Source organism: Lentzea sp. NPDC036955 (assembly GCF_055608005.1).
The window spans coordinates 216,899-239,044 of sequence record NZ_JBVJRC010000003.1 but is presented as its reverse complement, the minus strand read 5'-3'; the positions used below and the strand labels follow the sequence as shown (position 1 = coordinate 239,044).

The 22,146-nt window shown below is 69.0% G+C and carries 23 protein-coding genes; 7 read left to right on the top strand and 16 right to left on the bottom strand.

The window, feature by feature from the left end; genetic code table 11:
• Positions 1–29 precede the first annotated feature (29 nt).
• From ACZ7CF_RS10285 to ACZ7CF_RS10270, 4 genes are all read right to left on the bottom strand, one after another.
• Positions 30–1,502, bottom strand: coding sequence for an FtsK/SpoIIIE domain-containing protein (locus ACZ7CF_RS10285; RefSeq protein WP_470369428.1), 1,473 nt, complete (start codon positions 1,500–1,502; stop codon positions 30–32).
• Between the two features lie 360 nt (positions 1,503–1,862).
• Positions 1,863–2,105, bottom strand: coding sequence for an AMED_5909 family protein (locus tag ACZ7CF_RS10280; protein ID WP_470369427.1), 243 nt, complete (start codon positions 2,103–2,105; stop codon positions 1,863–1,865).
• Positions 2,106–2,125: 20 nt separating this feature from the next.
• Positions 2,126–2,545 carry a hypothetical protein gene (locus ACZ7CF_RS10275; protein WP_470369426.1) on the bottom strand — a complete coding sequence of 140 codons (420 nt, stop codon included), beginning with the start codon at positions 2,543–2,545 and terminating at the stop codon, positions 2,126–2,128.
• Positions 2,546–2,677: 132 nt separating this feature from the next.
• Positions 2,678–3,457: a GntR family transcriptional regulator gene (locus ACZ7CF_RS10270; RefSeq protein ID WP_470369668.1), complete on the bottom strand. Its 780-nt coding sequence runs from the start codon at positions 3,455–3,457 to the stop codon at positions 2,678–2,680.
• A gap of 72 nt (positions 3,458–3,529) precedes the next feature.
• Here ACZ7CF_RS10270 and ACZ7CF_RS10265 point away from each other — a divergent pair, with 72 nt between their 5' ends.
• The gene (locus ACZ7CF_RS10265) at positions 3,530–3,955 is read left to right on the top strand and encodes an NUDIX hydrolase (protein WP_470369425.1); all 426 of its coding nucleotides are present in this window, start codon (positions 3,530–3,532) and stop codon (positions 3,953–3,955) included.
• Positions 3,956–4,026: 71 nt separating this feature from the next.
• Here ACZ7CF_RS10265 and ACZ7CF_RS10260 read toward each other — a convergent pair whose 3' ends face one another.
• Positions 4,027–4,992, bottom strand: coding sequence for a hypothetical protein (locus ACZ7CF_RS10260; protein WP_470369424.1), 966 nt, complete (start codon positions 4,990–4,992; stop codon positions 4,027–4,029).
• A 674-nt stretch (positions 4,993–5,666) separates the two neighbouring features.
• Here ACZ7CF_RS10260 and ACZ7CF_RS10255 point away from each other — a divergent pair.
• On the top strand, positions 5,667–5,954 hold the full coding sequence (locus ACZ7CF_RS10255) for a hypothetical protein (protein ID WP_470369423.1): 288 nt from the start codon (positions 5,667–5,669) through the stop codon (positions 5,952–5,954).
• A gap of 210 nt (positions 5,955–6,164) precedes the next feature.
• Here ACZ7CF_RS10255 and ACZ7CF_RS10250 read toward each other — a convergent pair whose 3' ends face one another.
• Positions 6,165–7,559 (bottom strand): class II fumarate hydratase, encoded by a 1,395-nt coding sequence (locus ACZ7CF_RS10250; RefSeq protein ID WP_470369422.1) that lies wholly within the window; start codon positions 7,557–7,559, stop codon positions 6,165–6,167.
• A 62-nt stretch (positions 7,560–7,621) separates the two neighbouring features.
• Here ACZ7CF_RS10250 and ACZ7CF_RS10245 point away from each other — a divergent pair, with 62 nt between their 5' ends.
• Entirely contained in the window at positions 7,622–8,590 is a 969-nt protein-coding gene (locus ACZ7CF_RS10245) for an NAD(P)/FAD-dependent oxidoreductase (RefSeq protein ID WP_360386043.1), read from the top strand.
• 20 nt (positions 8,591–8,610) lie between these two features.
• Here ACZ7CF_RS10245 and ACZ7CF_RS10240 read toward each other — a convergent pair whose 3' ends face one another.
• Complete coding sequence (locus ACZ7CF_RS10240) at positions 8,611–9,066, bottom strand: Lrp/AsnC family transcriptional regulator (protein ID WP_360386045.1); 456 nt, start codon at positions 9,064–9,066, stop codon at positions 8,611–8,613.
• Positions 9,067–9,176: 110 nt separating this feature from the next.
• Between ACZ7CF_RS10240 and ACZ7CF_RS10235 the strand changes: the two genes are divergently transcribed.
• Complete coding sequence (locus ACZ7CF_RS10235) at positions 9,177–10,115, top strand: Glu/Leu/Phe/Val dehydrogenase dimerization domain-containing protein (RefSeq protein WP_470369421.1); 939 nt, start codon at positions 9,177–9,179, stop codon at positions 10,113–10,115.
• 58 nt (positions 10,116–10,173) lie between these two features.
• Here the strand turns inward: ACZ7CF_RS10235 and ACZ7CF_RS10230 are convergent, their stop codons facing one another.
• The 7 genes from ACZ7CF_RS10230 to ACZ7CF_RS10200 all read right to left on the bottom strand — a co-directional run bounded on the left by ACZ7CF_RS10230 (position 10,174) and on the right by ACZ7CF_RS10200 (position 15,056).
• Positions 10,174–10,593, bottom strand: a complete 420-nt coding sequence (locus ACZ7CF_RS10230) for a L,D-transpeptidase (protein WP_360386049.1) — start codon at positions 10,591–10,593, stop codon at positions 10,174–10,176.
• Between the two features lie 159 nt (positions 10,594–10,752).
• Positions 10,753–11,523 (bottom strand): S1 family peptidase, encoded by a 771-nt coding sequence (locus ACZ7CF_RS10225; protein ID WP_360386051.1) that lies wholly within the window; start codon positions 11,521–11,523, stop codon positions 10,753–10,755.
• 131 nt (positions 11,524–11,654) lie between these two features.
• Positions 11,655–12,695, bottom strand: a complete 1,041-nt coding sequence (glpX, locus tag ACZ7CF_RS10220; protein ID WP_360386053.1) for a class II fructose-bisphosphatase — start codon at positions 12,693–12,695, stop codon at positions 11,655–11,657.
• 67 nt (positions 12,696–12,762) lie between these two features.
• Positions 12,763–12,990: an exodeoxyribonuclease VII small subunit gene (locus ACZ7CF_RS10215; protein ID WP_360386055.1), complete on the bottom strand. Its 228-nt coding sequence runs from the start codon at positions 12,988–12,990 to the stop codon at positions 12,763–12,765.
• Positions 12,987–13,331 (bottom strand): sugar ABC transporter substrate-binding protein, encoded by a 345-nt coding sequence (locus ACZ7CF_RS10210; RefSeq protein ID WP_360386057.1) that lies wholly within the window; start codon positions 13,329–13,331, stop codon positions 12,987–12,989. Before ACZ7CF_RS10210 ends, ACZ7CF_RS10215 begins: the two co-directional genes overlap by 4 nt.
• Complete coding sequence (xseA, locus tag ACZ7CF_RS10205) at positions 13,321–14,568, bottom strand: exodeoxyribonuclease VII large subunit (protein WP_360386059.1); 1,248 nt, start codon at positions 14,566–14,568, stop codon at positions 13,321–13,323. The genes ACZ7CF_RS10210 and xseA overlap by 11 nt, the downstream gene beginning before the upstream one ends.
• Entirely contained in the window at positions 14,565–15,056 is a 492-nt protein-coding gene (locus ACZ7CF_RS10200; protein WP_360386061.1) for a lipid droplet-associated protein, read from the bottom strand. The genes xseA and ACZ7CF_RS10200 overlap by 4 nt, the downstream gene beginning before the upstream one ends.
• 63 nt (positions 15,057–15,119) lie before the next feature.
• Between ACZ7CF_RS10200 and ACZ7CF_RS10195 the strand changes: the two genes are divergently transcribed.
• Positions 15,120–16,064 carry a 4-hydroxy-3-methylbut-2-enyl diphosphate reductase gene (locus ACZ7CF_RS10195; RefSeq protein ID WP_458429332.1) on the top strand — a complete coding sequence of 315 codons (945 nt, stop codon included), beginning with the start codon at positions 15,120–15,122 and terminating at the stop codon, positions 16,062–16,064.
• A 135-nt stretch (positions 16,065–16,199) separates the two neighbouring features.
• Here the strand turns inward: ACZ7CF_RS10195 and ACZ7CF_RS10190 are convergent, their stop codons facing one another.
• Together ACZ7CF_RS10190 and ACZ7CF_RS10185 are read right to left on the bottom strand one after the other, a co-directional pair.
• Positions 16,200–16,919, bottom strand: a complete 720-nt coding sequence (locus ACZ7CF_RS10190; protein ID WP_360386065.1) for a DUF6542 domain-containing protein — start codon at positions 16,917–16,919, stop codon at positions 16,200–16,202.
• Positions 16,920–17,008: 89 nt separating this feature from the next.
• Positions 17,009–17,920, bottom strand: coding sequence for a DNA recombination protein RmuC (locus tag ACZ7CF_RS10185; RefSeq protein ID WP_470369420.1), 912 nt, complete (start codon positions 17,918–17,920; stop codon positions 17,009–17,011).
• Positions 17,921–18,018: 98 nt separating this feature from the next.
• Between ACZ7CF_RS10185 and ACZ7CF_RS10180 the strand changes: the two genes are divergently transcribed.
• Positions 18,019–19,158, top strand: a complete 1,140-nt coding sequence (locus tag ACZ7CF_RS10180; protein ID WP_458429331.1) for an exonuclease SbcCD subunit D — start codon at positions 18,019–18,021, stop codon at positions 19,156–19,158.
• Positions 19,155–22,031, top strand: coding sequence for an AAA family ATPase (locus tag ACZ7CF_RS10175; RefSeq protein ID WP_470369419.1), 2,877 nt, complete (start codon positions 19,155–19,157; stop codon positions 22,029–22,031). The genes ACZ7CF_RS10180 and ACZ7CF_RS10175 overlap by 4 nt, the downstream gene beginning before the upstream one ends.
• The last annotated feature ends 115 nt before the right edge of the window (positions 22,032–22,146 follow it).

Genomic DNA, 22,146 nt, shown 5'->3' with positions numbered 1-22,146 from the left:
GCCGGTTGCGTCTGATGTGGACTGCTCGGTCACGCTGCCATCCCTTCCGGATCGTTGGGGCGTCCGGTGATCTCGTGCACCGTCGCGTCGGTGAGGAACAGGGACAGCTCGACCAGGTCCGCGTCCGTGACGTGGAAAGCCCGCGCTCGTTCCGGCTCCCTGTGGCCGTCCTGCTTGATCCAGGCGACACCGGGCGTGTTCTCGCTGATTTCGTGAGCAGCCGCACCCCGCTGCCGGACACCGTCACCCAGGACCATGTCCACCTGAACCGGCTCGTCCAGGCGCAGTGCCACGCGGGTCGTGAACAGGTGGCGGAAGCCGACGATCTCCTTGCGCGGGTCCTGGACCAGGGCGACGACCGCGAAGCCCGGAGCGCGGCCCTGCGACGTGATGGTCTGAACGGCACGAGTAGCGCGGTCCCGCAGGTTCTTGTCCGTCTGGTAGGCGATCACGTCCGCCAGCTCGTCCACGATCAGCACCGTGAACGGCTCACCCGTCGACCGCGCCGCCCAGAGCCGCCGGACACCCCGGTAGCGAGAGGCCCTCTCCTTGACCTCAGCCGCGATCTCCTCCAGCAGTGCGACCGCGTCAGGGCCGTTGTCGTAGACGACCTTGGCGAAGGCGTCCGGGCACTGTCCGAGTTCCATGCCGCCCTTGGGATCGACGCCGACCAGGCGGACGAGTCCCGCGCGGATGGCCGGGGCGAGCTGCCAGACGATCGACCACAGCACAGAGCCCTTGCCCGCACCGGGCACGCCGACGACGAGCAGCTGAGAGCCCAGCAGACGCAGCGACCACGGCCGGCCAGTCTCCGTCTCACCGACAACGACCCGCTTGAGGTTCACCGCCGCGTCATCGGACAGCTCAGGCACGGTGACCGCGCGAGCGAGCGGGTCCGAGTGGATCAGGTCGAGTTCGAGCACCCGAGGCCGCAACACCCGGACCCGGCACGACTTCGCGTTGAATGAGTGCGCCAGGTTGTCCCGCCGAGCCTCCCACTGCTCCGGAGACTGCGCGGGAACCATCCGCACCCGCACACGATCCCGCCAGCCCTCCGAGCGCACGCGACGCAGCTTCGGCCGGTATTCCCTGCCCCTGCTGTCTTTCGTGAGTTCGGCGAGCCGCGTCACCGTGCGCCACTGAGGCGCGTAGACAGTGGCGCGACGCCACTCCGTCAGCACGCGATACCACACGTGGCGCACGAATGACGGCCGATGAAGACCGGCCCAGATCGTCAGGGCGCACGCGATGCTCAACAGGACGATGACGAGCACCCACAGTCCCCAGTGGAGGTGGACCAGGTAGACCGTGAGGCCGCAAAGCACCGCGACCGGGTACCGCACGGCGAGAACCACCAGGCGCACGACCAGCCAGACGAGCAGGACCGCCGCGACGATGGGCAGTGATACGACCTTGACCCACCGGGGCAGGAAGAACCACCACGGCAGGCGCGGCCGGACGCCCTCGAACGGCGCGGGATCAACCCAGCGGTTCCCGGACATCACGCCTCACCGCCGTTCACGACCACCACGGCGACGAAGATGAGCGGCAACCAGCCCAGGCAAGCACAGCACTTGATATGTCCAGGCGCGTAGATGCCGAACCGGTGGCACACCTGGCAACGCCGACCGTTCGGCAACTTCCAGTCCGATTGCCGGTGAGTCCCGCTTGACGCGGTGCATGTGTGTGGCGATACCCTTTGCATGACTCGAATCCCCTTGTGTCCCAACGAATGCATGGCAGATCGAGTCGGTGTGAATCACGGGGAAACAGCCGAGGCCCGCCAAGACTTCCGGCTGTTTCCCGCGCGACACACCAACACGGGGTATTCAGTTGTCGATCACATTCGAGCGACCGTCAGGTCAGCTCTTGCCTTGCTCTCGCGCCAGTCGGGCTTCACGGTCGGCCCAGTACAGGGCTTCGTGGTGATGGCCCCGGTCGATCTCAGCCACCCTCAGATAGACCGCCGCGCTCTTCTCGTGGAACCGCCGCAGTTCCTCAGGACTCGCACCGTTGCGCGGCATCAGCCGAGGCAACAGGTCGTGCGCCTCACTCAGCGACTGCACCTGTGCGACCCGCTCCCAGGTCACCTTCTGCTCTGCCACAGACATCACAGCCGTTCCCCTCACGCCGCAGTGGGCGACGCGTCGGTCTTCTGCGGAGCGGCCTTCCCGCCACGGTTCGCGGGCATCGCCGAGTGCATCTCGTCGGCCCAGATCGTGTAGTTGACCCAGCCGTCTCGCACGTACGGCGTGACCTTCAGTCCGGTGAACACCGCAGGACGGAACGGCGTGCCCTGCATCGTCTCGGGTGGAACCGGCTGGTGGTCCGCCGCGATCTTCACGACCTGACCGGTGTTCTTGCCCTTCGCGGAGGGGTCCGTCCCCTGCACCGTCCACACCGGACGACCCGTCAGCTTGCAGACGGCGGGCTTGCTCTTACCGTCCACGTAGTCGTTCGCCCGCTCCACCGAGATGACGAAGAAGCCCTGCGGGAACAGCTCGTCGAAGGTGATCGGGAACCTGTGACCAGCGGGGATAGCCATGTTGTGCACCTCTTCACGTCGTTGCCCGTAGTGCCGGACTGGAGTTACCTAGTCCTCTAGGCAAGTTCAGGTTAGCTAGTCGTCTAGAGGAGTTCAATCAGTCCTCCTGATTGTTCGCTTTTGCAAGCGCGACTACTGCGCCGGGACGTCGTATTCCAAGACGAAGGAGTGCGCGATCTTCACTGTGTCGCACACCTCCACCGGGACGCCGTTCGTGTCGTACGCCGTGCGTACCAGGGTCATGACCGGGATTCCTGCGCCGATCTCCAACGCCTTGCGCTCGTCCGGTGTCGGCATCCGTGCGGACACCTCTTCCGTGAAGCGCGCCAGCTCGTGCCCCGCGTCCTCGATCCGGCCGTAGATGCCGCCGGGGCCGGTGTTCACCTCAGTGATCGACGTGCCCTTGGCAATCGACTCCGGGATGTACGAGGTTGCCGTCTCCACCGGCCGGCCATTGGCCAGGTAGCGCCGCGACCGGACGATGACCCGTTCCCGCGGCTTGAGGCGGAGGCGTTCGGCGATGTCCGCCGAGGCAACCTCGTTCGTCACGCGGATCTGGTCGACGCTCGGCACGTGGCCAGACGCTTCGGCCTCAGCGATGAAGGCGGACTTACCTTCCTTGCGGTGTCGGCGAGCGAACCGGTCGGAGGCGAGTCGTCGGACCGGGGGAGCGGAGCGCACGAAGACGCCCTTGCCATGCTGGGCGACGACGAGACCTTCGGTCCTCAGCTCCTTGATCGCTTCGCGGACCGTCATCCGGGCTACCCCGAAGTGGTCGATCAGCGTCGCTTCGGAGGGTAGTTGCTCGCCAGGAGTCAGGCGTCCGTGATCGATGTGCGCGCGCAGGATGTCCGCGATCTGGCGGTACGGCGGCCGATCGCTGGACCTGTCTATAGTTCCTAGATCGAGCATGGTCACCTACTCCTACAGACGACTAGACGAGTTCAGTTTCCCACACTCGTCTGCTGAGGGAAAGTGCAGGCGATGACTGAGACGCCCCGTCATTCCGTGAGTGTTGCCGGAATCGTCGTGAACGACGAGGGCAAGGTTCTTGTCATTCGCCGCCGCGACAACGGTCACTGGGAGCCTCCAGGTGGGGTGCTCGAAATATCGGAGACGTTCGAGGAGGGCGCGCGCCGTGAGATCTTGGAAGAGACCGGAATCGCTGTTCGTGTAGACCGTCTGACTGGTGTCTACAAGAACATGAAGCGCGGTATCGTCGCGCTAGTCTTCCGGTGCACTCCGCTTGATCAACCAAGCTGTGTCACGGAGGAAGCGACCGAAATTTGCTGGATGTCATTGAAAGACATCCATGAAGTAATGGCGCCTGCTTATGCTGTGCGGGTCGCAGACGCCTGGGGTTCCGGCGTGGAGGTTCGTGCTCACGATGGCGTGAACCTGTTGTCCTAGTTGAGTGGCTAACGCCCGACATTGAGAGTCGACTGACACGGAATCGATCCCGCTCTAAGTTGATGTTAACCTTATGTAGCGCTGTCAACGTTGGACTCGTAAACGTTTGCGCTGTGTCGTGTCACCGTTGTGCGGACCTTCCATGGTTTCCGCAGTTGCAACAGTCTTATCTCGTTCGCGTCAAGCTTCAGGCCGCATATATCGCAGTCGAACTCGATCGGTACGACCGAATTATCATACTCGCGAGCCTCGCCGACTTCGAGTTCGGGGGGTTCGACAGCTTCGGACTTGTCATAATCTGCGTACAGTAGGCCGTCATTTCCGCAAACTCTACACTTCTCAAACTCGACGAATGACGGCGCCAGACGGACATGCATGTTCACCATTACCACTGAGACGTACTCGGAGAGGCTGGGGCCAAAGCGTCGCTTCAGGTCGCGAAATCTTCTGGCCGCACTATCAAGTTTTGCATCAAGGCGGATTTGGATCTCGTCAATCGCCTCGTCCAGCAATCTTTTGGCGGCGCGGTGTGACGGGCCCCAAAAGATATCCCATCGTTCTCCGGTTATTTCGATTAGCTCGCTAGTGAGGCGAATGAAGCTGCGAAGTGCTGGCGATGCATGCTGGTTATCCATGAAACCTGTGTGGCAAACCGAATTTCTGGAGTCAAACACTACGCCGTCTGATCGGTCAGTGTAGGAAAATGTTGGATGCAACTCTTGCACTCGCCTGCATGCTTCTGGTCCGCTAACTGTGCGAACCTTGTGTAGATCCACTTTGGCTACTGGTATCGCTCCTGTCAAATATCTCAAAGTATCAAAAGTGCAATTCCTGTCGGCTATCAATACAGGGATTGTGAGTGTCAGGCAGTACTTTGCTAGGTATTCAAGGGAAAGTCCGCTATGGAGGGCGCACCTATCGGTTTCTTTCGGCGTATCGTGAAATGACCTGATTGCCTCTTGTCCGGCCCGGCGTGCTGCGCTGAGGAGAAAGTTCGGAAGCTTTGCAACATTGCGCCAGTCTTCGTTCTGTGGCATCTCTCCACCTTGCCTGTAACTGTGCGGCAGCGTATCAGTGTTTACTGTTGCTGAATTCGGCTTTATTGGATCAAGGCGCGCCGCCGTCGGCGGCGCGCGGTGGACCGGTCGCCTGCCGGCATGGACCGCATTCATCCGGGTACGGCGGGCTCCCGCTTCGCTCCGCCCGCCGACCACGGCGGCACGGCCCACGAGGTGGCGTGGCAGCGCACCGCCGACGACGGAACCAGAACCACGAAGCCACCAGCCGACCCTAGCCGGAACGATCGCGTGGACGGCCGGCTGATCGAGCTGGGCACGGCGATCGACTGCCGCGACGGCTACGCCGCCTTGCCACCGAGCAAGGGACCCCGGACAGCGCGAAGGCACCACCGCGACGCGCTGCGATCGGCTTCGCGTCGAGGTGATGCCTAAGGTGTGGTTGATCAACTCCCAGGCCGTCTCCAGGCCGTGAGACGTCCCAAAGCGTCGAAAACCAGTGAGAACTATCGAGCAAGAAACCGCAGCTCAACGGTCATGCAAACCAACATCCACGCCTACAACAAACCCCAGCGATCACAACATCGCCATCTGGCTCGCGATGTACTCCTGACCTGCTGTTTTCGGCCTAGCTGATCTTCCAGGCCGTCATACTCGTCCGCATGACACGAGTGAGATGCCAAGCGGTGCGCTGGGTGAGCGACGAACCTCAGCCGGGTTGGGTCGAGGTTCAGCTCACCGACGCCGACGGAGCGGTCTGGAGCCTCTTCGACAAGCCGCCGGTGTTCGATGCGGATGACCGGCTGACGCCCGACGCGGTGTACCCGGTCGAAGTCGAGCTGGACTGCGAGATCGTGTCGCGCCAAGCCGACGCCGGCGGCCGCGATCTGATCACCATCTCGACCCGGCGTCCCCGGGGCGTTGAAACGGAGACCGGCCGAGACCGGTTCACGGTCGCACCAAGTCAGCTCATCCGTGCCTAGCTGCAGCATCACGCCGTCTCCAAGCTGACGGCCTTCCTGCTCTTGGCCCGCTGAACGGCATCAGGTGCGTGTAGACGCGACGGACCGGACGCGTCCAGCCTCTGGGGAACTCCACCCTCAGCGCCAGATCCGCCGCGAGTGCGCGGAGGTCGTCGAAGCGACGCCCCCGCGCACCCGGTCCTGCCGTGCTCCCGACGGACGACCTGGGCGTCAACGTCCGCCGCGGGCCATCCGCAGCACGTCCAGCGCCTCGTCCAGCTGCTCCTCGCTCAGCTTCCCGGGCACGTGACCGCGCTCCAGCACCACCGCGCGGATCGTCTTGCGCTCCTTCAGCGACTGCTTGGCGATGGAGGCGGCCTCCTCGTAGCCGAGGTAGCGGTTCAGCGGCGTCACGATCGACGGCGACGACTCGGCGTACTCGCGCATCTGCGACTCCTGGGCCTCGGCGCCCGCGAGCACCTTGTCGGCGAGCAGGCGGGCGACGGCGGCGAGCAGGCGGGAGGACTCCAGGACGTTGCGGGCGATCACCGGGAGCATCACGTTCAGCTGGAAGTTGCCCTGGGAGCCGGCGAACGCGACCGCGGCGTCGTTGCCGATGACCTGGGCCACGACCATCATCGTGGCCTCGGAGATCACCGGGTTGACCTTGCCGGGCATGATCGAGCTGCCGGGCTGGAGGTCGGGCAGTGCGAGCTCGCCGAGGCCGGTGCGGGGGCCGGAGCCGAGCCAGCGGAGGTCGTTGGCGATCTTGAACAGGGCCACGGCGGTCGCGCGGAGCTGGCCGGAGATCTCGACCACGCCGTCCTGGGTGGCCTGGGCCTCGAAGTGGTCGCGGGCCTCGGTCAAGGGGAGGCCGGTCGCGGTGGCGAGCTCGGCGGCGACCGCGGCGCCGAACCCGTCGGGGGCGTTCAGGCCGCTGCCCACGGCGGTGCCGCCGATCGGGAGCTCGGCCAGGCGCGGGATCGAGGCGTTCAGGCGTTCGACGCCGTAGCGGACCTGGGCGGCCCAGGCGCCCGCCTCCTGGCCCAGGGTGATCGGCACGGCGTCCATCAGGTGCGTGCGGCCGGACTTGACCAGGTCGGACCACTCAAGAGCACGCTGCGAGAGCACCGACTCCAGGTGTTCCAGTGCCGGGACGACGTCGGTCACCACGGCTTCCGTTGCGGCCACGCGCAGGGTCGTGGGGAACGTGTCGTTGGACGACTGGGAGGCGTTGACGTGGTCGTTCGGGTGGACGTCACGGCCCAGTGAGCGCGTGGCGAGGGTGGCGATGACCTCGTTGGCGTTCATGTTCGACGACGTGCCGGAGCCCGTCTGGAAGACGTCGACCGGGAAGTGCTCGTCGTGGGCGCCGGAGGCGACGTCGTCGGCGGCCGCGGCGATCGCGGCGGCGACGTCGTCGGGGAGGACGCCGAGGCGGGCGTTCACGCGGGCCGCCGCGGCCTTCAGCAGGCCGAGGGCGCGGATCTGCGCGCGTTCCAGGCCTCGACCGGAAATCGGGAAGTTCTCGACCGCGCGTTGGGTCTGGGCACGCCACAATGCGCCGACCGGCACGCGGACCTCGCCCATCGTGTCGTGCTCGACGCGGTACTCCTGTTCAGACATACCCCGAGTCTCTACGCTCGATCACAGCACTGCCACCCACCACTGGCAGAAGGGCACCACTCATGGAGCGTGACGTCGACCTCCTCATCGTGGGCGCTGGTCCCACGGGGTTGTTCGCCGCTTACTACGCAGGCTTCCGGGAACTCTCCGTCGCACTCGTCGACGCCCTGCCCGAACCGGGCGGCCAGGTGACGGCGATGTATCCGGAGAAGATGATTTTCGACGTGGCCGGGTTCCCCGCGGTCCGCGGCCGCGACCTCGTCAACGGCCTCGTCGAGCAGGCGGGCCAGTTCAAGCCCACCTACCTGCTCGGCCGGCAGGCCCGCACCTGCGAGTCCACTGAGGACGGTCTGCGGGTCGGGCTCGCGGACGGCACCACCCTCAACGCCGGCGCGGTGCTCATCACCGCCGGCATGGGCGAGTTCAACCCGCGTCCGCTGCCCGCGGGCGACGGCTGGCTGGGACGTGGCATGGTGCACTTCGTCCCGGTGCTCGCCGAGCACGCCGACCAGCACGTCGTGATCGTCGGCGGCGGCGACTCGGCGTTCGACTGGGCGCTGGCGCTGCACCCGATCGCCGCGAGCGTCACGCTGGTGCACCGCAGGGCGAACTTCCGCGCGCACGCCGCGACCGTGCGGCAGGTCCGCGAGCTGGGCATCGAGATCATCACCGACGCCGAGGTGCTCGCGCTGCGCGGCACACCGCTGTCCGAAGTGGACGTCAAGGTCAAGGGCGAGGACGTCAAGACGCTGCCCGCCCACACCGTGGTCGCCGCGCTCGGGTTCACCGCCGACCTCGGACCGATCGAGTCGTGGGGCCTGGAGCTCGACCACCGCGCAGTCGTCGTCGACACCACCATGCAGACGAAGATCGACCGCGTCTACGCGGCGGGTGACGTCGCGCAGTACCCCGGCAAGGTCAAGCTGATCGCGACCGGGTTCGGCGAGGCGGCCACGGCGGTCAACAACATCGCCGTGGCGCTCAACCCCGGCGCCCACCTCTTCCCGGGGCACTCCAGCAACGCCGGCTGACCACGACCCGGCACCGCGCGCTACGGCAGCGGTGCCGGGTCGTGCTTCGCGATGGCCTGGAAGATGATCGACGTCCGGAAGCCGACGATCTCCTTGCGCTGGCTCAGTCGGTCCACCAGGAACGCGTGCAGGTGCTCGTTGTCCTGCGCGCTCACGTGGATCACGAAGTCGTCGCTGCCCGCCATCACGAACACCGACTGCACCTCCGGCAGTCCGGCGGCGAAGTTCTGGAACGCGTCGATCACGGCTCTGCTGAGCGGGCGGACCTGCACCGACACCAGGGCCTGCACCGAGCGGTTCAGCGCGATCGGGTTGATGTCGGCGTGGTAGCCGCGGATCACGCCGCGTTCGCGCAGCAGCCGGGTGCGTTCGAGGCACGTCGACGGCGCCACGCCCACCTTGCGCGCGATGTCGCGGTTCGACTGCCGGGCATCGCGCTGCAGTTCCCGCACGATCGCCGAATCAAGTTCGTCCACCACGCCTCCCGCCTGCCTCTGCCGAACAAGGTTCGGCACAGCATCCACGACCTTGGTCATCACCCTAACTTCAGGTGCGGATGTTGTCGGAAGTTCGGGGAGGACACGAGATGTGGGAACACGAGCGGCTGGTCGTGCGCACCGGGCGGAGGTCGGGCATGACCACGATGGTCGCCGTCCACTCGTCCGCGGCGGGCCCTGCGGTCGGCGGCTGCCGGATGAAGGCCTACCCGGCGGTCGGGGACGCCATCGCCGACGTGCTGCGGCTGTCCAGGGCGATGACGCTCAAGTGCGCCGCGGCCGGCCTCGCGCACGGAGGTGCGAAGAGCGTGATCGTGGCCGACCGGCCGCTCACGCCCGAGCTGCGGCGGGCGGTGCTGCTCGACCACGCCGAGCTCATCGAGGAGTTCGGCGGGCAGTACCGGGCGGGACCGGACGTCGGGACCGGGCCGGACGACATGCTGGTGCTGCGCGAGATCACCCCGCACGCGTACTGCCTGCCGGAGGAGCACGGCGGCACGGGCTCGTCGAGCGGGCCCACGGCGCGCGGGGTGCTGGCGGCGCTGCACGCGGCGGCCGAGGAGGTGTTCGGGAGCGCGGACCTGACCGGGAGGAAGGTCGTCATCAGCGGGTTCGGGTCGGTCGGCGAGCTCGTCGCACGGGGGCTGCCGGGCGCGGACGTCGTGGTGTCCGATGTGGACCGGAGCAGGCGGACCGGCGAGTTCGGCTGGGTGGAGCCGGAGCAGGCGTACACGACGAAGGCCGACGTGCTGGTGCCCGCGGCCGTCGGCGGCGTGCTGAGCCCGGAGGTGGTGCGGTCGCTGGACGTCCGGCTGGTCGTCGGCCCGGCGAACAACCAGCTGACCGACGACGGTGTCGCGGACCTGCTGGCCGAACGCGGGATCGTGTGGGTGCCCGACCACGTCGCGGGTGCGGGCGGGGTCGTCTACACGCTCGCACGGGAGGACGAGGGCCTCGACCACGAGGCGGCCCTCAAGCGCGTGGACGGCATCGCCGGGACCGTCCGGCGCCTGCTGCACGGCGGCTGACCGCGCGACGAGCCCGCCGGAGTCCACTTCGGACCCCGGCGGGCACGTCACCGCTCGATCAAGGAAGGACCTGCACCTGCTCGCCGACCACCAGGTTGTCGTAGAACACCTGCGAGGCGTCGAGCGTCATCCGGATGCAACCGTGCGACTGGACCGCGATGTCACCCTGGTGGAACGCGATACCGGTCGTGGTGAAGTACACCGCGTTCGGCATCGGGCCGTTGTAGGGGACGCTCCAGTCGTTCTTCACCTTGCGCAGTACCGAGAACGTGCCGACGGGGGTTTCGTGCCCCGGCTTGCCGTGGCTCACCTTCACCGGGCCGTAGCTCGTCTTCCCGTTGTAGACGAGCCATGCCAGGTTCGAGTGCTTCTCCAGACACGCTCCGTTGTAGACGGTGCACCCCGCCTGAGCCTGAGCGGGAGTGGCGAAGGCCGCCACACCGAGGAGCAGGAGCACCGTCGTGATCAGAACTCGCATCCTCATCACCCCTCGGTGATGGGATAACCACCCTCAGGTGACTTCAATCATGTTCGGATGCACCCCGGCCACGGCACGAGCGGCGGTCGCGACGCGGAGGACCCGCCTCCCGCGATGAAGGGGAGACGGGTCCTCGGGGCTGCGCTTACCGCCGTGCGACTAGACGGTGCCGGCGTACTGGCTGATCCACGAGCGGAAGTACGGGACGTCCACGTAGATCGACGGGGCCTGGGCGCAGTTCGCGCCGCCACCGGAGCGGCTGGTCGCGCCGATGAGCTCCCAGCGGCCGTTGATCGACTTCACCTCGGGGCCACCCGAGTCGCCGTAGCAGGCGCCCTTGTTGCCGTCGGTGTTGTTGGTGCAGATCTCCGACGCGGCGCTGATGCCGGAGCAACGGCTGTCCGAGACGATCGAGGTGTTCAGCTCCTGCAGGGTGACCGGAGCGCCACAGGCACCGCGGACCGGGCAGGTCTGGCCCCAGCCGATGATGCGGGTGGCGGTGCCGACCGGACCGGACGTGGCCGCGACGGGGGCGGGCGCCTGGCTGACCGAGGTGCTGAGCTGCACCAGCGCCAGGTCGGCCGACGGGTGCGTGACGATCCGGGACGCGCCGGTGACCGTGCCGCCGCTGGTGCGGTTGGTCGTGCCGATCCGGGTGCGGATCGAGGCCGCCGAGGAGCCCTGGACGCAGTGCTTCGCCGTCACGACCCAGTTGGCCTTGATCAGCGTGCCGCCGCAGAAGTGGCTGCCGGAGGTGCTCTGCAGGGAGACCATCCAGGAGTAGACCTGCGTGGCGTTGCCGCCACCCACGATCATCGGCGAGACCTCGCCGTCAGCGGTGGGGGTGGGGGCCGCCGTCGCCGAGACGGCCGAGGCGAGCAGAGCGCCCGCGGCCACGACGAATGCGGAGAACAACGAACGTGCCCTCATCGTTGAGTTCCTTTCCTGAACCCGGCGCAGGGTTGCCGGGGTCAGGACGGAAACTAAGGACAAAACCGACCCGGTCACTAGGGTCACTCGGAGGGTGACAGTCCGTTGACGGTTCACAGATTCACAGCGATCTACGGCAGCGGCTGCTGGACGTTCTCGGGCGCGTCGAAGTCCACCGAGGCGTATTCGCGCAGCTTGTGCAGGCTGTGGAAGCCGTCGATCATGCGCACCGTGCCGGACTTGGACCGCATGACGATCGACTGGGTCGTGCAGCCACCCGCCCGGTAGTGCACACCGCGCAGGAGGTCGCCGTCGGTCACGCCGGTGGCGCAGAAGAAGACGTTGTCGCCCGACACGAGGTCGTTCGTCGTGAGCACGCGCGACAGGTCGTGGCCCGCGCCGATCGCCTTCTCCCGCTCCTCGTCGTCCTTGGGCCACAACCGGCCCTGGATCGCGCCGCCGACGCACTTGAGCGCCGCCGCCGCGATGATGCCCTCCGGCGTGCCGCCGATGCCCACGAGCATGTCCACACCGGACGTGGGACGTGCGGCCGCGATCGCGCCCGCCACGTCGCCGTCGGAGATGAAGTGGATGCGCGCGCCGGCCTTGCGCACCTCCCGCACGATCGACTCGTGCCGGGGGCGGTCGAGGATGCACACGTTCACGTCGGACACGTCGCTGTGCTTGGCCTTCGCCACCCGGCGGATGTTCTCCGCGATCGGGGCGGTGATGTCGATGACGTCGGCCGCCTCCGGGCCCACGGCCAGCTTCTCCATGTAGAACACGGCGGACGGGTCGAACATCGCGCCGCGCTCGGCCACGGCCAGCACGGCCAGCGCGTTCGGCATGCCCTTCGACATCAGCGTGGTGCCGTCGACCGGGTCGACGGCCACGTCGCACTCGGGGCCCTCGCCGTTGCCGACCTCCTCGCCGTTGAACAGCATGGGCGCCTCGTCCTTCTCGCCCTCGCCGATCACGACGACACCGCGCATCGACACGGTGTGGATCAGCTTGCGCATCGCGTCGACCGCGGCGCCGTCACCACCGTTCTTGTCGCCGCGTCCCACCCACCGGCCGGCGGCCATCGCCGCGGCCTCGGTGACGCGCACGAGCTCCAGCGCCAGGTTCCGGTCCGGGGCTTCGCGACGTCGTTCCGCGGGGGTGTTCACCATTGCGCGCCTCCATGCGACTACTCAGCGTGCCGGGTTTGTGATCGGCAATCTGAATCCTTGCACGGGATCACGCCTGCGAAACGTCCTCCTCGACCACGGCGAGAGCTGCATCGATTCGCTCGCGCGCACCGGCGAGATGCTGCTCACACGTCTTGGCGAGCGCCTCACCGCGTTCCCAGAGCGCGAGCGAGTCCTCCAGCGACAGGCCACCGGCCTCCAGCTTGCGGACCACCTCGACCAGCTCGTCGCGGGCGGCTTCGTAACCCAGTGTTTCCTTCTGTGCTTCCGGACTCACGCGGACTGGCTCCTCAGACGGCTCAGCACGGTCGCGACGGCCAGGTCGTACCCGACCAGCGCCTCCGCGAACTCCTCGCCGTCACCCTCTCGCACCGCCTCGTCGATGAGCGCTTCGGCCTCCGCGACGCGCCGGTACTGCACCGTGCCCGCGGTGGCTTCGCTCAGGTCGTGCAACGTCAGGATCAGCGTCCGGCGGCTCGCGGTGTCGCAGTCGCCCACCAGATCGGTCCAGCACTCCGCCGCGGCCCTGTTCGCCGCCTCCGCCTTGGTGCGCAGCCCGGACGCGCACGCGCCGGCCGCCTCCATGGTCAGGGGCAGGAACACGGCATCACGCATCATCGGTACCTCCCCCTCCCGCATCGGTTCCCGCGCTGGTCACCACAGCGCGCACTGCTCCGTCAACGACGCGCACCCGCAGCTGTGTTCCGCCGGGGGCGTCCGTCACGGACCGCAACACACCGTCCGGCCCGTCGGGTGTGACGAGTTGCACAACGGCATATCCGCGCGCCAGCGTGGCGGCTGGTCCCAGGGTCGTCAAGCGGGCTTTCGTCCCGGAGAGGTGGACGTCCTCGCGGTCGAGACGTTGCGTGACCGCTCGCCGTCCCTGCTCCCGCAGCCGGTTCACCTCTTCGGCCCTGCGGTCGAGCGGACCGTGCGGGTCCGAAAGCACAGGTCGTGAGCGCAGCTGGTCGAGCAGGCGGCGTTCGCGGTCGACCCAGCCGTGCAGCGCGCGCCGGCCGCGGTCGCGCATCTGCCTGACCCGTTCACCCTCCTCGGCGACATCGGGAACCACCCGTTTGCCCGCGTCGGTGGGCGTCGAACACCGCACGTCAGCGACGTGGTCGATGAGCGGGGTGTCCGGTTCGTGCCCGATCGCGGACAGCACCGGCGTGCGGCACGACGCGACCGCGCGGCACATCGCCTCGTCGGAGAACGGCAGCAGGTCCTCCACGCTGCCGCCGCCGCGGGCGATGATGATGACGTCGCACTCCGGATCGCGGTCCAAAGTGGACAGTGCGGTGATCACCTGGGTGACCGCGGTCGGGCCCTGCACGGCGACGTTGATGACGCGGAAGTGCGCGCCGGGCCAGCGGTTCCGCGCGTTCGTCAGCACGTCCCGCTCCGCCGCGGAGGCGCGTCCGGTGACGAGCCCGATCTTCTGCGGCAGGAACGGCGGCCTGCGCTTGCGGCGCGGGTCGAACAGGCCCTCGGCGTGCAGCAGCTTGCGCAGCCGTTCGATGCGGGCGAGCAGCTCGCCGATGCCGACCGCGCGGATCTCGTCCGCGCGCAACGAGAGCGTGCCGCGGTTCGGGTAGAAGCTGATCTTGCCGTGCACGATCACGCGACTGCCCTCGGTCAGCTGCAGCTCGCGCACCATCCCCGAGCTCGCGGTGATCGACATGGACATGTCGACGCTCGGGTCGCGCAGCGTCAGGAACGCCGTGGAGCTGCGGGCGTTCAGCTGCGTCACCTGGCCCTCGACCCAGACCTCGCCGAGCCGGTTGATCCAGTCGAGCAGCTTGCGCGCGACCGTCCGCACCGGCCACGGGTTCTCCGGCGTGGATTTGTCGGTCACTGAGCCTTGACCGTCGCGATCCGCCGGTTGAGCATGCCGATGAACTCCGGCCGCGCGGCGTGGTCCAGCTCGTAGCGCAACAGCTCTTCGAGGTGCTCCAGCGACAGGTTCCGCAACCGGGCGCGCAGCTGGGCGATCGTCAGCTCGTCGTAGGACGGCAGGAACTCCGGCACCTCGGCGAGCGCGCGTTCCTCTTCCTCCCACGGGTCACCGGCGGGGGTTTCCTGAGAAGTCGTGACCGGCGTCTCGTCCTCGTCGAACGTCGCCCACTCCGGCTCCTCCTCCGCGGGCCTCAGTCCGGAGAGGACGTCGTCGCCCTTGATGGCGAGTTCGGTCACATGCTGCTGCACCCGCATGGAGAGCTGCATAGCCTCGCTGACCACCGTCAACGGAAGTCCGGCCAGCTGCTGCGGCAGCTTGCGGGCCTGTTCGAGGGCGGTCACCGCGAGCCCGGCGGCGACTCGGACACCCAGTGGCAGTGGCTTCATACCGCCTAGCCTGCCGCACCAGCGCGGCAAATGCCTAGGAACGGTCCTGGGTACCCTGGAGGCATGCCCAAGCGAGTCCTGTTGGCGAAGCCGCGTGGTTACTGCGCGGGCGTTGATCGTGCCGTCGAGACGGTCGAGCTCGCCCTCGAGAAGTACGGCGCTCCCGTCTACGTGCGCAAGGAGATCGTCCACAACAAGTACGTCGTGGAGACCCTGTCCGACCGAGGCGCGATCTTCGTCAACGAGACGGACGAGGTCCCCGAGGGCGCGCTCGTGGTGTTCTCGGCGCACGGCGTGTCGCCCGCGGTGCACGCGGAGGCCGAGCAGCGGTCGCTGCGCACCATCGACGCGACCTGCCCGCTGGTCACCAAGGTCCACAAGGAGGCCGTGCGGTTCGCCAAGGAGGACTACGACATCCTCCTGATCGGCCACGAGGGCCACGAGGAGGTCGAGGGCACCGCCGGTGAGGCACCCGACCACGTGCAGCTCGTCGACACCGCGGAGGACGCGGCCACCGTCGAGGTGCGCGACCCGAACAAGGTGATCTGGCTGTCGCAGACGACGCTCTCGGTCGACGAGACCATGGTGCGCGTCCGGCAGCTCAAGGACCGCTTCCCCGAGCTGCAGGACCCGCCCTCGGACGACATCTGCTACGCCACGTCGAACCGCCAGACCGCGGTGAAGACGATGGCGCCGTCGTGCGACCTGGTGCTGGTCGTGGGCTCCAAGAACTCCTCCAACTCGGTCCGCCTGGTCGAGGTGGCGCTGCAGCACGGCGCCAAGGCCTCGTACCTCATCGACTACGCCAAGGAGGTCGACCTGGCGTGGCTCGAAGGCGTCGAGACCGTCGGCGTCACCTCGGGCGCGTCGGTGCCGGACCTGCTCGTGATGGAGCTGCTGAAGTTCCTGGAGACGCACGGTTTCGGCGAGGTCGAGGAGATCACCACGGCGAACGAGCGGATCACGTTCTCGTTGCCGCGCGAGCTCCGCAAGGACCTCGTCCGCTAGTCCTCCGAAGTGCACGCGGGGACCTTTCGTACTCTCACTGAGTACGAAAGGTCCCCGCGTGCGTTCAGCCGAGGTTGTGCGGGGTGTGGTTGAGCGGGCTGGGTCCGGACAAATGAGTCAGGATGTTTCAGCAGCTCAGCGGTCGTCGCGTGGGGGACGGGGACGGCGCTGGCCGGCCGGGCGCTCGCCGCGGGCGGCACCTTCCGGGCGTGGGCGGCGGGCCGGAGCACCCTCCGGACGCGGACGGCGTGCAGGGGCCCCCTCAGGACGTGGGCGGCGCGGACGCTCCTCCGGCTCGTCGACGACCTCTTCGCGCGCGGGCTTGCGAGCGGGCTTGTTGCGCGACTTGATCTCGGCCTTCGCCTCGCGGACCTCGTCCGCGCTCGGCCGGTTCGGGTCCTTCTGCAGGAAGATCCGCACGATGCCCAGCGCCACGGTGACGGCGGTGGTGATCGCCATGACCGGGAAGCTGTCGATCAGCGGCTTGCCCAGGCCCAGCGCCATGGCGGCGAGGCCGCCCTTCTCCACCCCGCCGGTCATCAGGACCAGCAGCGGCACGGTGGCGGCCAGCACGAGCGGCGGCTGCACCATCGGCGCGAACAGGCTGCGGCGCTGCACCAGCAGGATCGCGGCGAGCGCGCCGAGGAAGAACGCCACGTTGAACGTCCAGCCGACCGTCTTGGTGCCGCTGATGTCGATGAACGCACTGATGGCCGCCGGGATGAACGCGCAGAGGATCGCGGCCCACCACGGGATGCCCTTGAACGACCCGCCGATGGCCCGGTAGTTCCACGGCACGGCGTCGTAGTCCTCGACCTCGTCGAGGTCGTCCTGACGGTCACGCAGCTCACTCACGAGGCACACGGTAGCCGTTCGGCCATTCGGTGTTCGTCAGTCCGTGGTTATCTCACGAGAAAGCAACCCGACTGCACGCTCTGTGCGTTTTATGCGGACTGTTCGTCCGCCCTTCGGACGATCGGGAGGGGCGTTGGGGTGGCGGAGGCGTCGGTGAGCGGCTCCACGCTCGCGCGGAACCCCTCCAGCGCGTCGAGCTCACGGCGCCGCGCGCTGAGGAAGCGCTGCAGGTGGGTGGAGGAGAGGTTGACGGCGTCGATCGCCGCGTCGGCGGCCCGGTGGGCCCGCCCGGCCTGCACGCGGACCTGTTCGACGTCGTCGGCCAGTGCCCGTTCGGTCACCGCGAACATCGCGGAGGACGCGATCACCGCGAACCCGGTCGGGCCGCACAGGAACACCCGGCGGTCGAGCAGCCAGCGCAGCAGCTCCGGGTCGGTGTCCAGGGCGGCGACGACGGCGCCGTCGTTGGGGACGAACATGATCGTGCCGTAGATCGCGTCGGCCCAGCGCTGGTAGCCCTTGCCGGCCAGCTCCGCGGCGCGCGAGCGGATGTTGCGGACGTGCACCCGCAGCGCGTCCTGGCGTTCCTGCGGGTCGTCGGTCTCGACCGCTTCCGCCCAGGTCGCCATCGACATCTTCGAGTCGACCGGGACCGCGCGGCCGCCGCCGACGTTGAGCACCATGTCCGGCCGCACCGAGCCGCCGCCGGCCACGTCCGTCTGCAACGTGTAGTGCAGGTTCTCCCTCAGGCCGAGCGCGCGCGCCGTCTCGACGAGCACCTGTTCGCCGAGCTCGCCGCGGCCGGAGACGCTGGAGAACGCCACCTCGTACCGTTGCAAAGCCGCTTGCTGGGCGTCCACGCGCGCGCGTTCGGCCTGGATGGCGAGCATGGCCTCGTCGGTCCGGCGGACGCCGTCCTGGTACAGGCGCCAGACGAACACCAGCGCCCCGGCGCACACGAGGGCCAGGACGAGGGAGGCGGTGATGATCACTGCGGTCACGGCACCGATGATGCTCCACCACCGATGTGAACTCGATCGGGTGACACGCCGGGAACCCTGGCGGAGTTTTGTCGGACCCCGTCTCTACGGTTGGGCCCATGCGGATCCTGCACACCTCCGACTGGCACGTGGGGCGGACGTTCCACGGCCGGGACCTGCTCGTGGAGCAGGAGTCGGTGCTGGGCGGCCTCGCCGACCTGGTCGCCTCCGAGCGGGTCGACGTGGTCGTGATCTCCGGCGACCTGTACGACCGGGCGGTGCCGTCGGCGGACGCGGTGTCGTTGTGCGCGCGGGTGCTGATGCGGATCAGGGCGGCCGGCGCGCGGATCGTGATCACGCCGGGCAACCACGACTCGGCGGCGCGGATCGGCGTGTTCGGCGAGTTCGCGGCGGCCGGCGGGCTGCACCTGCGCACCTCGATCGCCGAGCTGGCCACGCCCGTCGAGCTGGCCGACGAGCACGGACCCGTTGTGCTGTACGGCATCCCGTTCCTGGAACCGGAGCCGGCCCGGCACGTCCTGGGAGTCGTGGAGAAGGGGCACGCCGGGGTGCTGACCGAGGCGATGCGGCGGGTGCGGGCCGACCTGGCCGGTCGCGCGGCGCGGTCGGTGGTGCTGGCGCACGCGTTCGTCACCGGCGGGGCGCCGTCGGAGTCGGAGCGCACCATCGCGGTCGGCGGCGTGCAGGACGTGTCCTCCCGGGTGTTCGAGGGCGTGGACTACGTGGCGCTGGGGCACCTGCACGGGCCGCAGACGCTGGCGGACAACCTGCGGTACTCGGGCAGTCCGCTGGCCTACTCGTTCTCCGAGGCGCGGCACCGCAAGTCCGTGTGGCTGGTGGAGCTCGACGAGGGCGGCCTGGTCGGCGTGGAGCGGCGCGACCTGCCGGTGCCGCGGGCGCTCGCGACGGTGACGGGCACGCTGGAGGACGTGCTGTCCGACCCGGCGCACACGCCGCTGGAGGACCACTTCCTGTCGGTGGTGCTGACCGACCGGGTGCGGCCGATGGACGCGTTGCGGCAGCTGCAGAAGCGGTTCGAGCACGCGGTGCACGTGGAGTGGCGGCCGGAGCAGGGCCAGCAGCACACCATGACCTACGCCGAGCGGGTGCGCGGCCGCACCGACGAGGAGGTGGCCTGCTGCTTCGTCTCCGACGCGCGCGGGTCCGAGCCGTCGGAAGCGGAGAAGGCGTTGCTGCGCGAGGCTTTCGCGTCGGTCGCGAGGGAGCGGGAGCGATGAGGCTGCACCGCCTGGAGCTGACGGCGTTCGGGCCCTACCCGCGACCCGAGGCGGTCGACTTCGACCAGCTCGGCGCGGACGGGCTGTTCCTGCTGCACGGGGACACGGGCGCGGGCAAGACGACACTGCTCGACGCGGTGGCGTTCGCGTTGTTCGGCCGGGTGCCGGGCGCTCGAGGCGACGTGAAGAAGCTGCGCTGCGAGTACGCCGACCCGCAGACGCCGACCGAGGTGTCGCTGGAGCTCACCGTGCAGGCGCGGCGGTTCCGGATCGTGCGCTCGCCGGAGTTCGACCGGCCGAAGAAGCGCGGCGGCGGCTTCACCACGCAGCCCGCGAAGTGCTCGCTGACCTGGCTGGAGGGCTGGGACGGCGAGGGCATCACCCGCATCGACGACGTGGCACGCGCGGTCGAGGACCTGCTGGGCATGTCGTACGAGCAGTTCTTCCAGGTCGTGCTGCTGCCGCAGGGCGAGTTCGCGAAGTTCCTGCGGTCGGACACGGCCGAGCGGGAGGTCCTGCTGGAGAAGCTCTTCGGCACCGAGCGGTTCCTCGACGTGGAGAAGTGGTTCCGCGACAGGCGGCTGACGGCCGGCCGCGCGCTGGACGAGCGCCGGCGCGGTGCGAACGAGCTGGTGCACCGGGTCGCCGAGGCCGCAGGCGAGGAGCCGTCCGACGAGCCGGACTGGCTGGAGTCGTTGCTCGACCGGCTGTCCCGCGCGGTGAAGGAGCTGGAGGAGCGGTCGGTGGAGACCGCGGGGCTCGCCGACTCGGCCGACGCGCTGCTCGCGCAGGCGCGCGTGCAGGCCGACCAGATCCGCCGCGTCCGCGAGGCCCGCGATCTGTTGCAGCGGGTGGAGGACGCGGACTCCGCCGCCTGGTTCACCGAACGCGACGCCGCCCGCCGCGCCGTCCCGGTCGTGCCCGCGCACGGTGAGATCGCGAAGCTGCGGCAGTCCCACGAGTTCGCGCTGCGCGACGAGGCGCGGGCCGCCGAGGCGCTGGAGCGGCTGGGGTACGCGGGCACGGAGCTGCGGGCCGACGCCGAGCGGTTCCGCGAGGAGGCCGGTGGGCTCGGGGAGCTGGCCGCGGAGGCCGAGCGGCAGAAGGCCGACGAGCGGCGGCTGTCGGAGCTCAAGCACGCGTCCTACCAGGTCGAGCGGCGGCTGCTCGCGGTGAACGCCGAGCTGGAGGTGCTGCCGGAGGAGCTGGCGCGGTGCCGTGCCCAGCTCGACGCCGCGGCCGAGGCGTCCGCGCGGCTGGAGGGCCTGAAGGCCAAGGCGGACGCGGCCGAGGCGCTGCCCGGTGCGCTGAAGGCGTTGGAGGTGCGCAAGAACGAGCTGCACCAGGCGATCGACGTGCACCAGAAGGCCAAGGACGTGCTGCAGCAGGTCCGCCAGCAGCGCCTGGAGAACATGGCGATCGAGCTGGCGTCGGCGTTGCAGCGGGGCAAGCCGTGCGCGGTGTGCGGGTCGCCCAGCCACCCCGCCCCCGCGCAGCCGATGCTGGGCGGTGTCGGTGCCGCCGACGAGGAGGACGCGGCGCGCGACGAGCAGGCCGCGCTGGAGCAGCGCAACGCGGCCGAGAAGGCCCAGCACGCAGCCGAGCTGCGCATCCAGTCGTGCTGGGAGGTGCTGGGCTCCGACGAGCCCGCCGTCGTGGTCGCCGAGCACCGCGCAGCGGCGGAGCTCGCCCGGACCCGGTCGCAGCGGCAGACGGAGTTCGTGGCGCTGGAGGCCAAGACCCGCGACCTGGGCGCGGAGAAGTCGCGCGTCGAGCAGGACCTGGTCGGCCTGCGCACCGAGCACACCGCCCTGACCACGACCGTCGAGGTCCGCGCCGCCCGCCTGGACGCCGCGCGCGGTGAGCACGACGACGTGCTGACCCGCCGCGACCACCTCCTGCGCCTGGCCAAGGCCCTGGTGGAGCTGGCCGACCGCCGTTCCGCCCGCGACGCCGCGCTGGCCCGCGTGACCGAGCAGGAGGCGCTGGTCGCCGCTCTCGCCGCGGAAGCCGGCTTCGCCAACGTGCCCACCGCCCTGGCCGCCGCCCGCCCGCCGGTGAAGCTGCAGGCCCTGGACGACCGCATCGCCGCCTGGGAACGCGCCCGCGCCAGCGCCACCGCCACCCTGGAGGAGCTCGCCGGCGTCGACCCGGCCACCGCCGTGGACCTCGACGAGGTGGTCGCCCAGGCCACCGCGGCCCGCACGACCGCCTCGGAGGCCGCCACCCGCCTGGCCCGCGCCCGCGGCGCGTTCGACCGCGTCGGCGAACTGGCCGCCCGCCTGCGCGCCGAACGCAAGGCACTGGAACCGCTGGAAGCCGCCTACGCCGAGCTGGACGCGCTCACCGACGTGATCAACGGCCGCGGCCAGAACTCGAAGAGGATGACGCTGCGCTCCTACGTCCTGGCCGCCCGCCTGGAGGAGGTCGCCGTCGCCGCCTCCGCCCGCCTGCACCGCATGAGCCAGGGCCGCTACAGCTTCGTGCACTCCGACTCGGCCGGCGCCCGCGGCACCCGCGGCGGCCTCACCCTCGACGTCCTCGACGACTACTCCGGCCGCGAACGCCCGGCCAAGACCCTGTCCGGCGGCGAGTCGTTCCTCGCCTCCCTCTCCCTGGCCCTGGGCCTCGCCGACGTCGTCGCCAACGAGACCGGCGGCGCCCTCCTCGACACCCTGTTCGTCGACGAGGGCTTCGGCACCCTCGACTCCGACACCCTCGACATCGTCATGAACACCCTCGACGAGCTCCGCGCCGGTGGCCGCGTCGTAGGCCTGGTCTCCCACGTCGAGGAACTCCGCCAACGCATCCCCACCCGCCTGCGCGTCCGCAAGGCCCGCACCGGTTCCACGCTGGAGGTGTCGCTGGCCTGACCGTCCCGCACCACCTCCAGCGCGGAGCCGGTGTCACGCGGTTGGTCGCGCCGCGACCAGCTCGCTCGGTGTTCGTCGCGCCGCCGTCGGCTCGCACGCGGTTCGCCTGCGCGCC

Bases quoted from the DNA above. Each gene is read 5' to 3' on its own strand.
- ACZ7CF_RS10285 (WP_470369428.1), bottom strand. From the start codon at position 1,502: ATGTCCGGGAACCGCTGGGTTGATCCCGCGCCGTTCGAGGGCGTCCGG.
- ACZ7CF_RS10275 (WP_470369426.1), bottom strand. From the start codon at position 2,545: ATGGCTATCCCCGCTGGTCACAGGTTCCCGATCACCTTCGACGAGCTG.
- ACZ7CF_RS10270 (WP_470369668.1), bottom strand. From the start codon at position 3,457: ATGCTCGATCTAGGAACTATAGACAGGTCCAGCGATCGGCCGCCGTAC.
- ACZ7CF_RS10265 (WP_470369425.1), top strand. From the start codon at position 3,530: ATGACTGAGACGCCCCGTCATTCCGTGAGTGTTGCCGGAATCGTCGTG.
- ACZ7CF_RS10260 (WP_470369424.1), bottom strand. From the start codon at position 4,992: ATGCCACAGAACGAAGACTGGCGCAATGTTGCAAAGCTTCCGAACTTT.
- ACZ7CF_RS10250 (WP_470369422.1), bottom strand. From the start codon at position 7,559: ATGTCTGAACAGGAGTACCGCGTCGAGCACGACACGATGGGCGAGGTC.
- ACZ7CF_RS10245 (WP_360386043.1), top strand. From the start codon at position 7,622: ATGGAGCGTGACGTCGACCTCCTCATCGTGGGCGCTGGTCCCACGGGG.
- ACZ7CF_RS10235 (WP_470369421.1), top strand. From the start codon at position 9,177: ATGTGGGAACACGAGCGGCTGGTCGTGCGCACCGGGCGGAGGTCGGGC.
- ACZ7CF_RS10230 (WP_360386049.1), bottom strand. From the start codon at position 10,593: ATGCGAGTTCTGATCACGACGGTGCTCCTGCTCCTCGGTGTGGCGGCC.
- ACZ7CF_RS10225 (WP_360386051.1), bottom strand. From the start codon at position 11,523: ATGAGGGCACGTTCGTTGTTCTCCGCATTCGTCGTGGCCGCGGGCGCT.
- glpX (WP_360386053.1), bottom strand. From the start codon at position 12,695: ATGGTGAACACCCCCGCGGAACGACGTCGCGAAGCCCCGGACCGGAAC.
- ACZ7CF_RS10210 (WP_360386057.1), bottom strand. From the start codon at position 13,331: ATGATGCGTGATGCCGTGTTCCTGCCCCTGACCATGGAGGCGGCCGGC.
- ACZ7CF_RS10200 (WP_360386061.1), bottom strand. From the start codon at position 15,056: ATGAAGCCACTGCCACTGGGTGTCCGAGTCGCCGCCGGGCTCGCGGTG.
- ACZ7CF_RS10195 (WP_458429332.1), top strand. From the start codon at position 15,120: ATGCCCAAGCGAGTCCTGTTGGCGAAGCCGCGTGGTTACTGCGCGGGC.
- ACZ7CF_RS10180 (WP_458429331.1), top strand. From the start codon at position 18,019: ATGCGGATCCTGCACACCTCCGACTGGCACGTGGGGCGGACGTTCCAC.
- ACZ7CF_RS10175 (WP_470369419.1), top strand. From the start codon at position 19,155: ATGAGGCTGCACCGCCTGGAGCTGACGGCGTTCGGGCCCTACCCGCGA.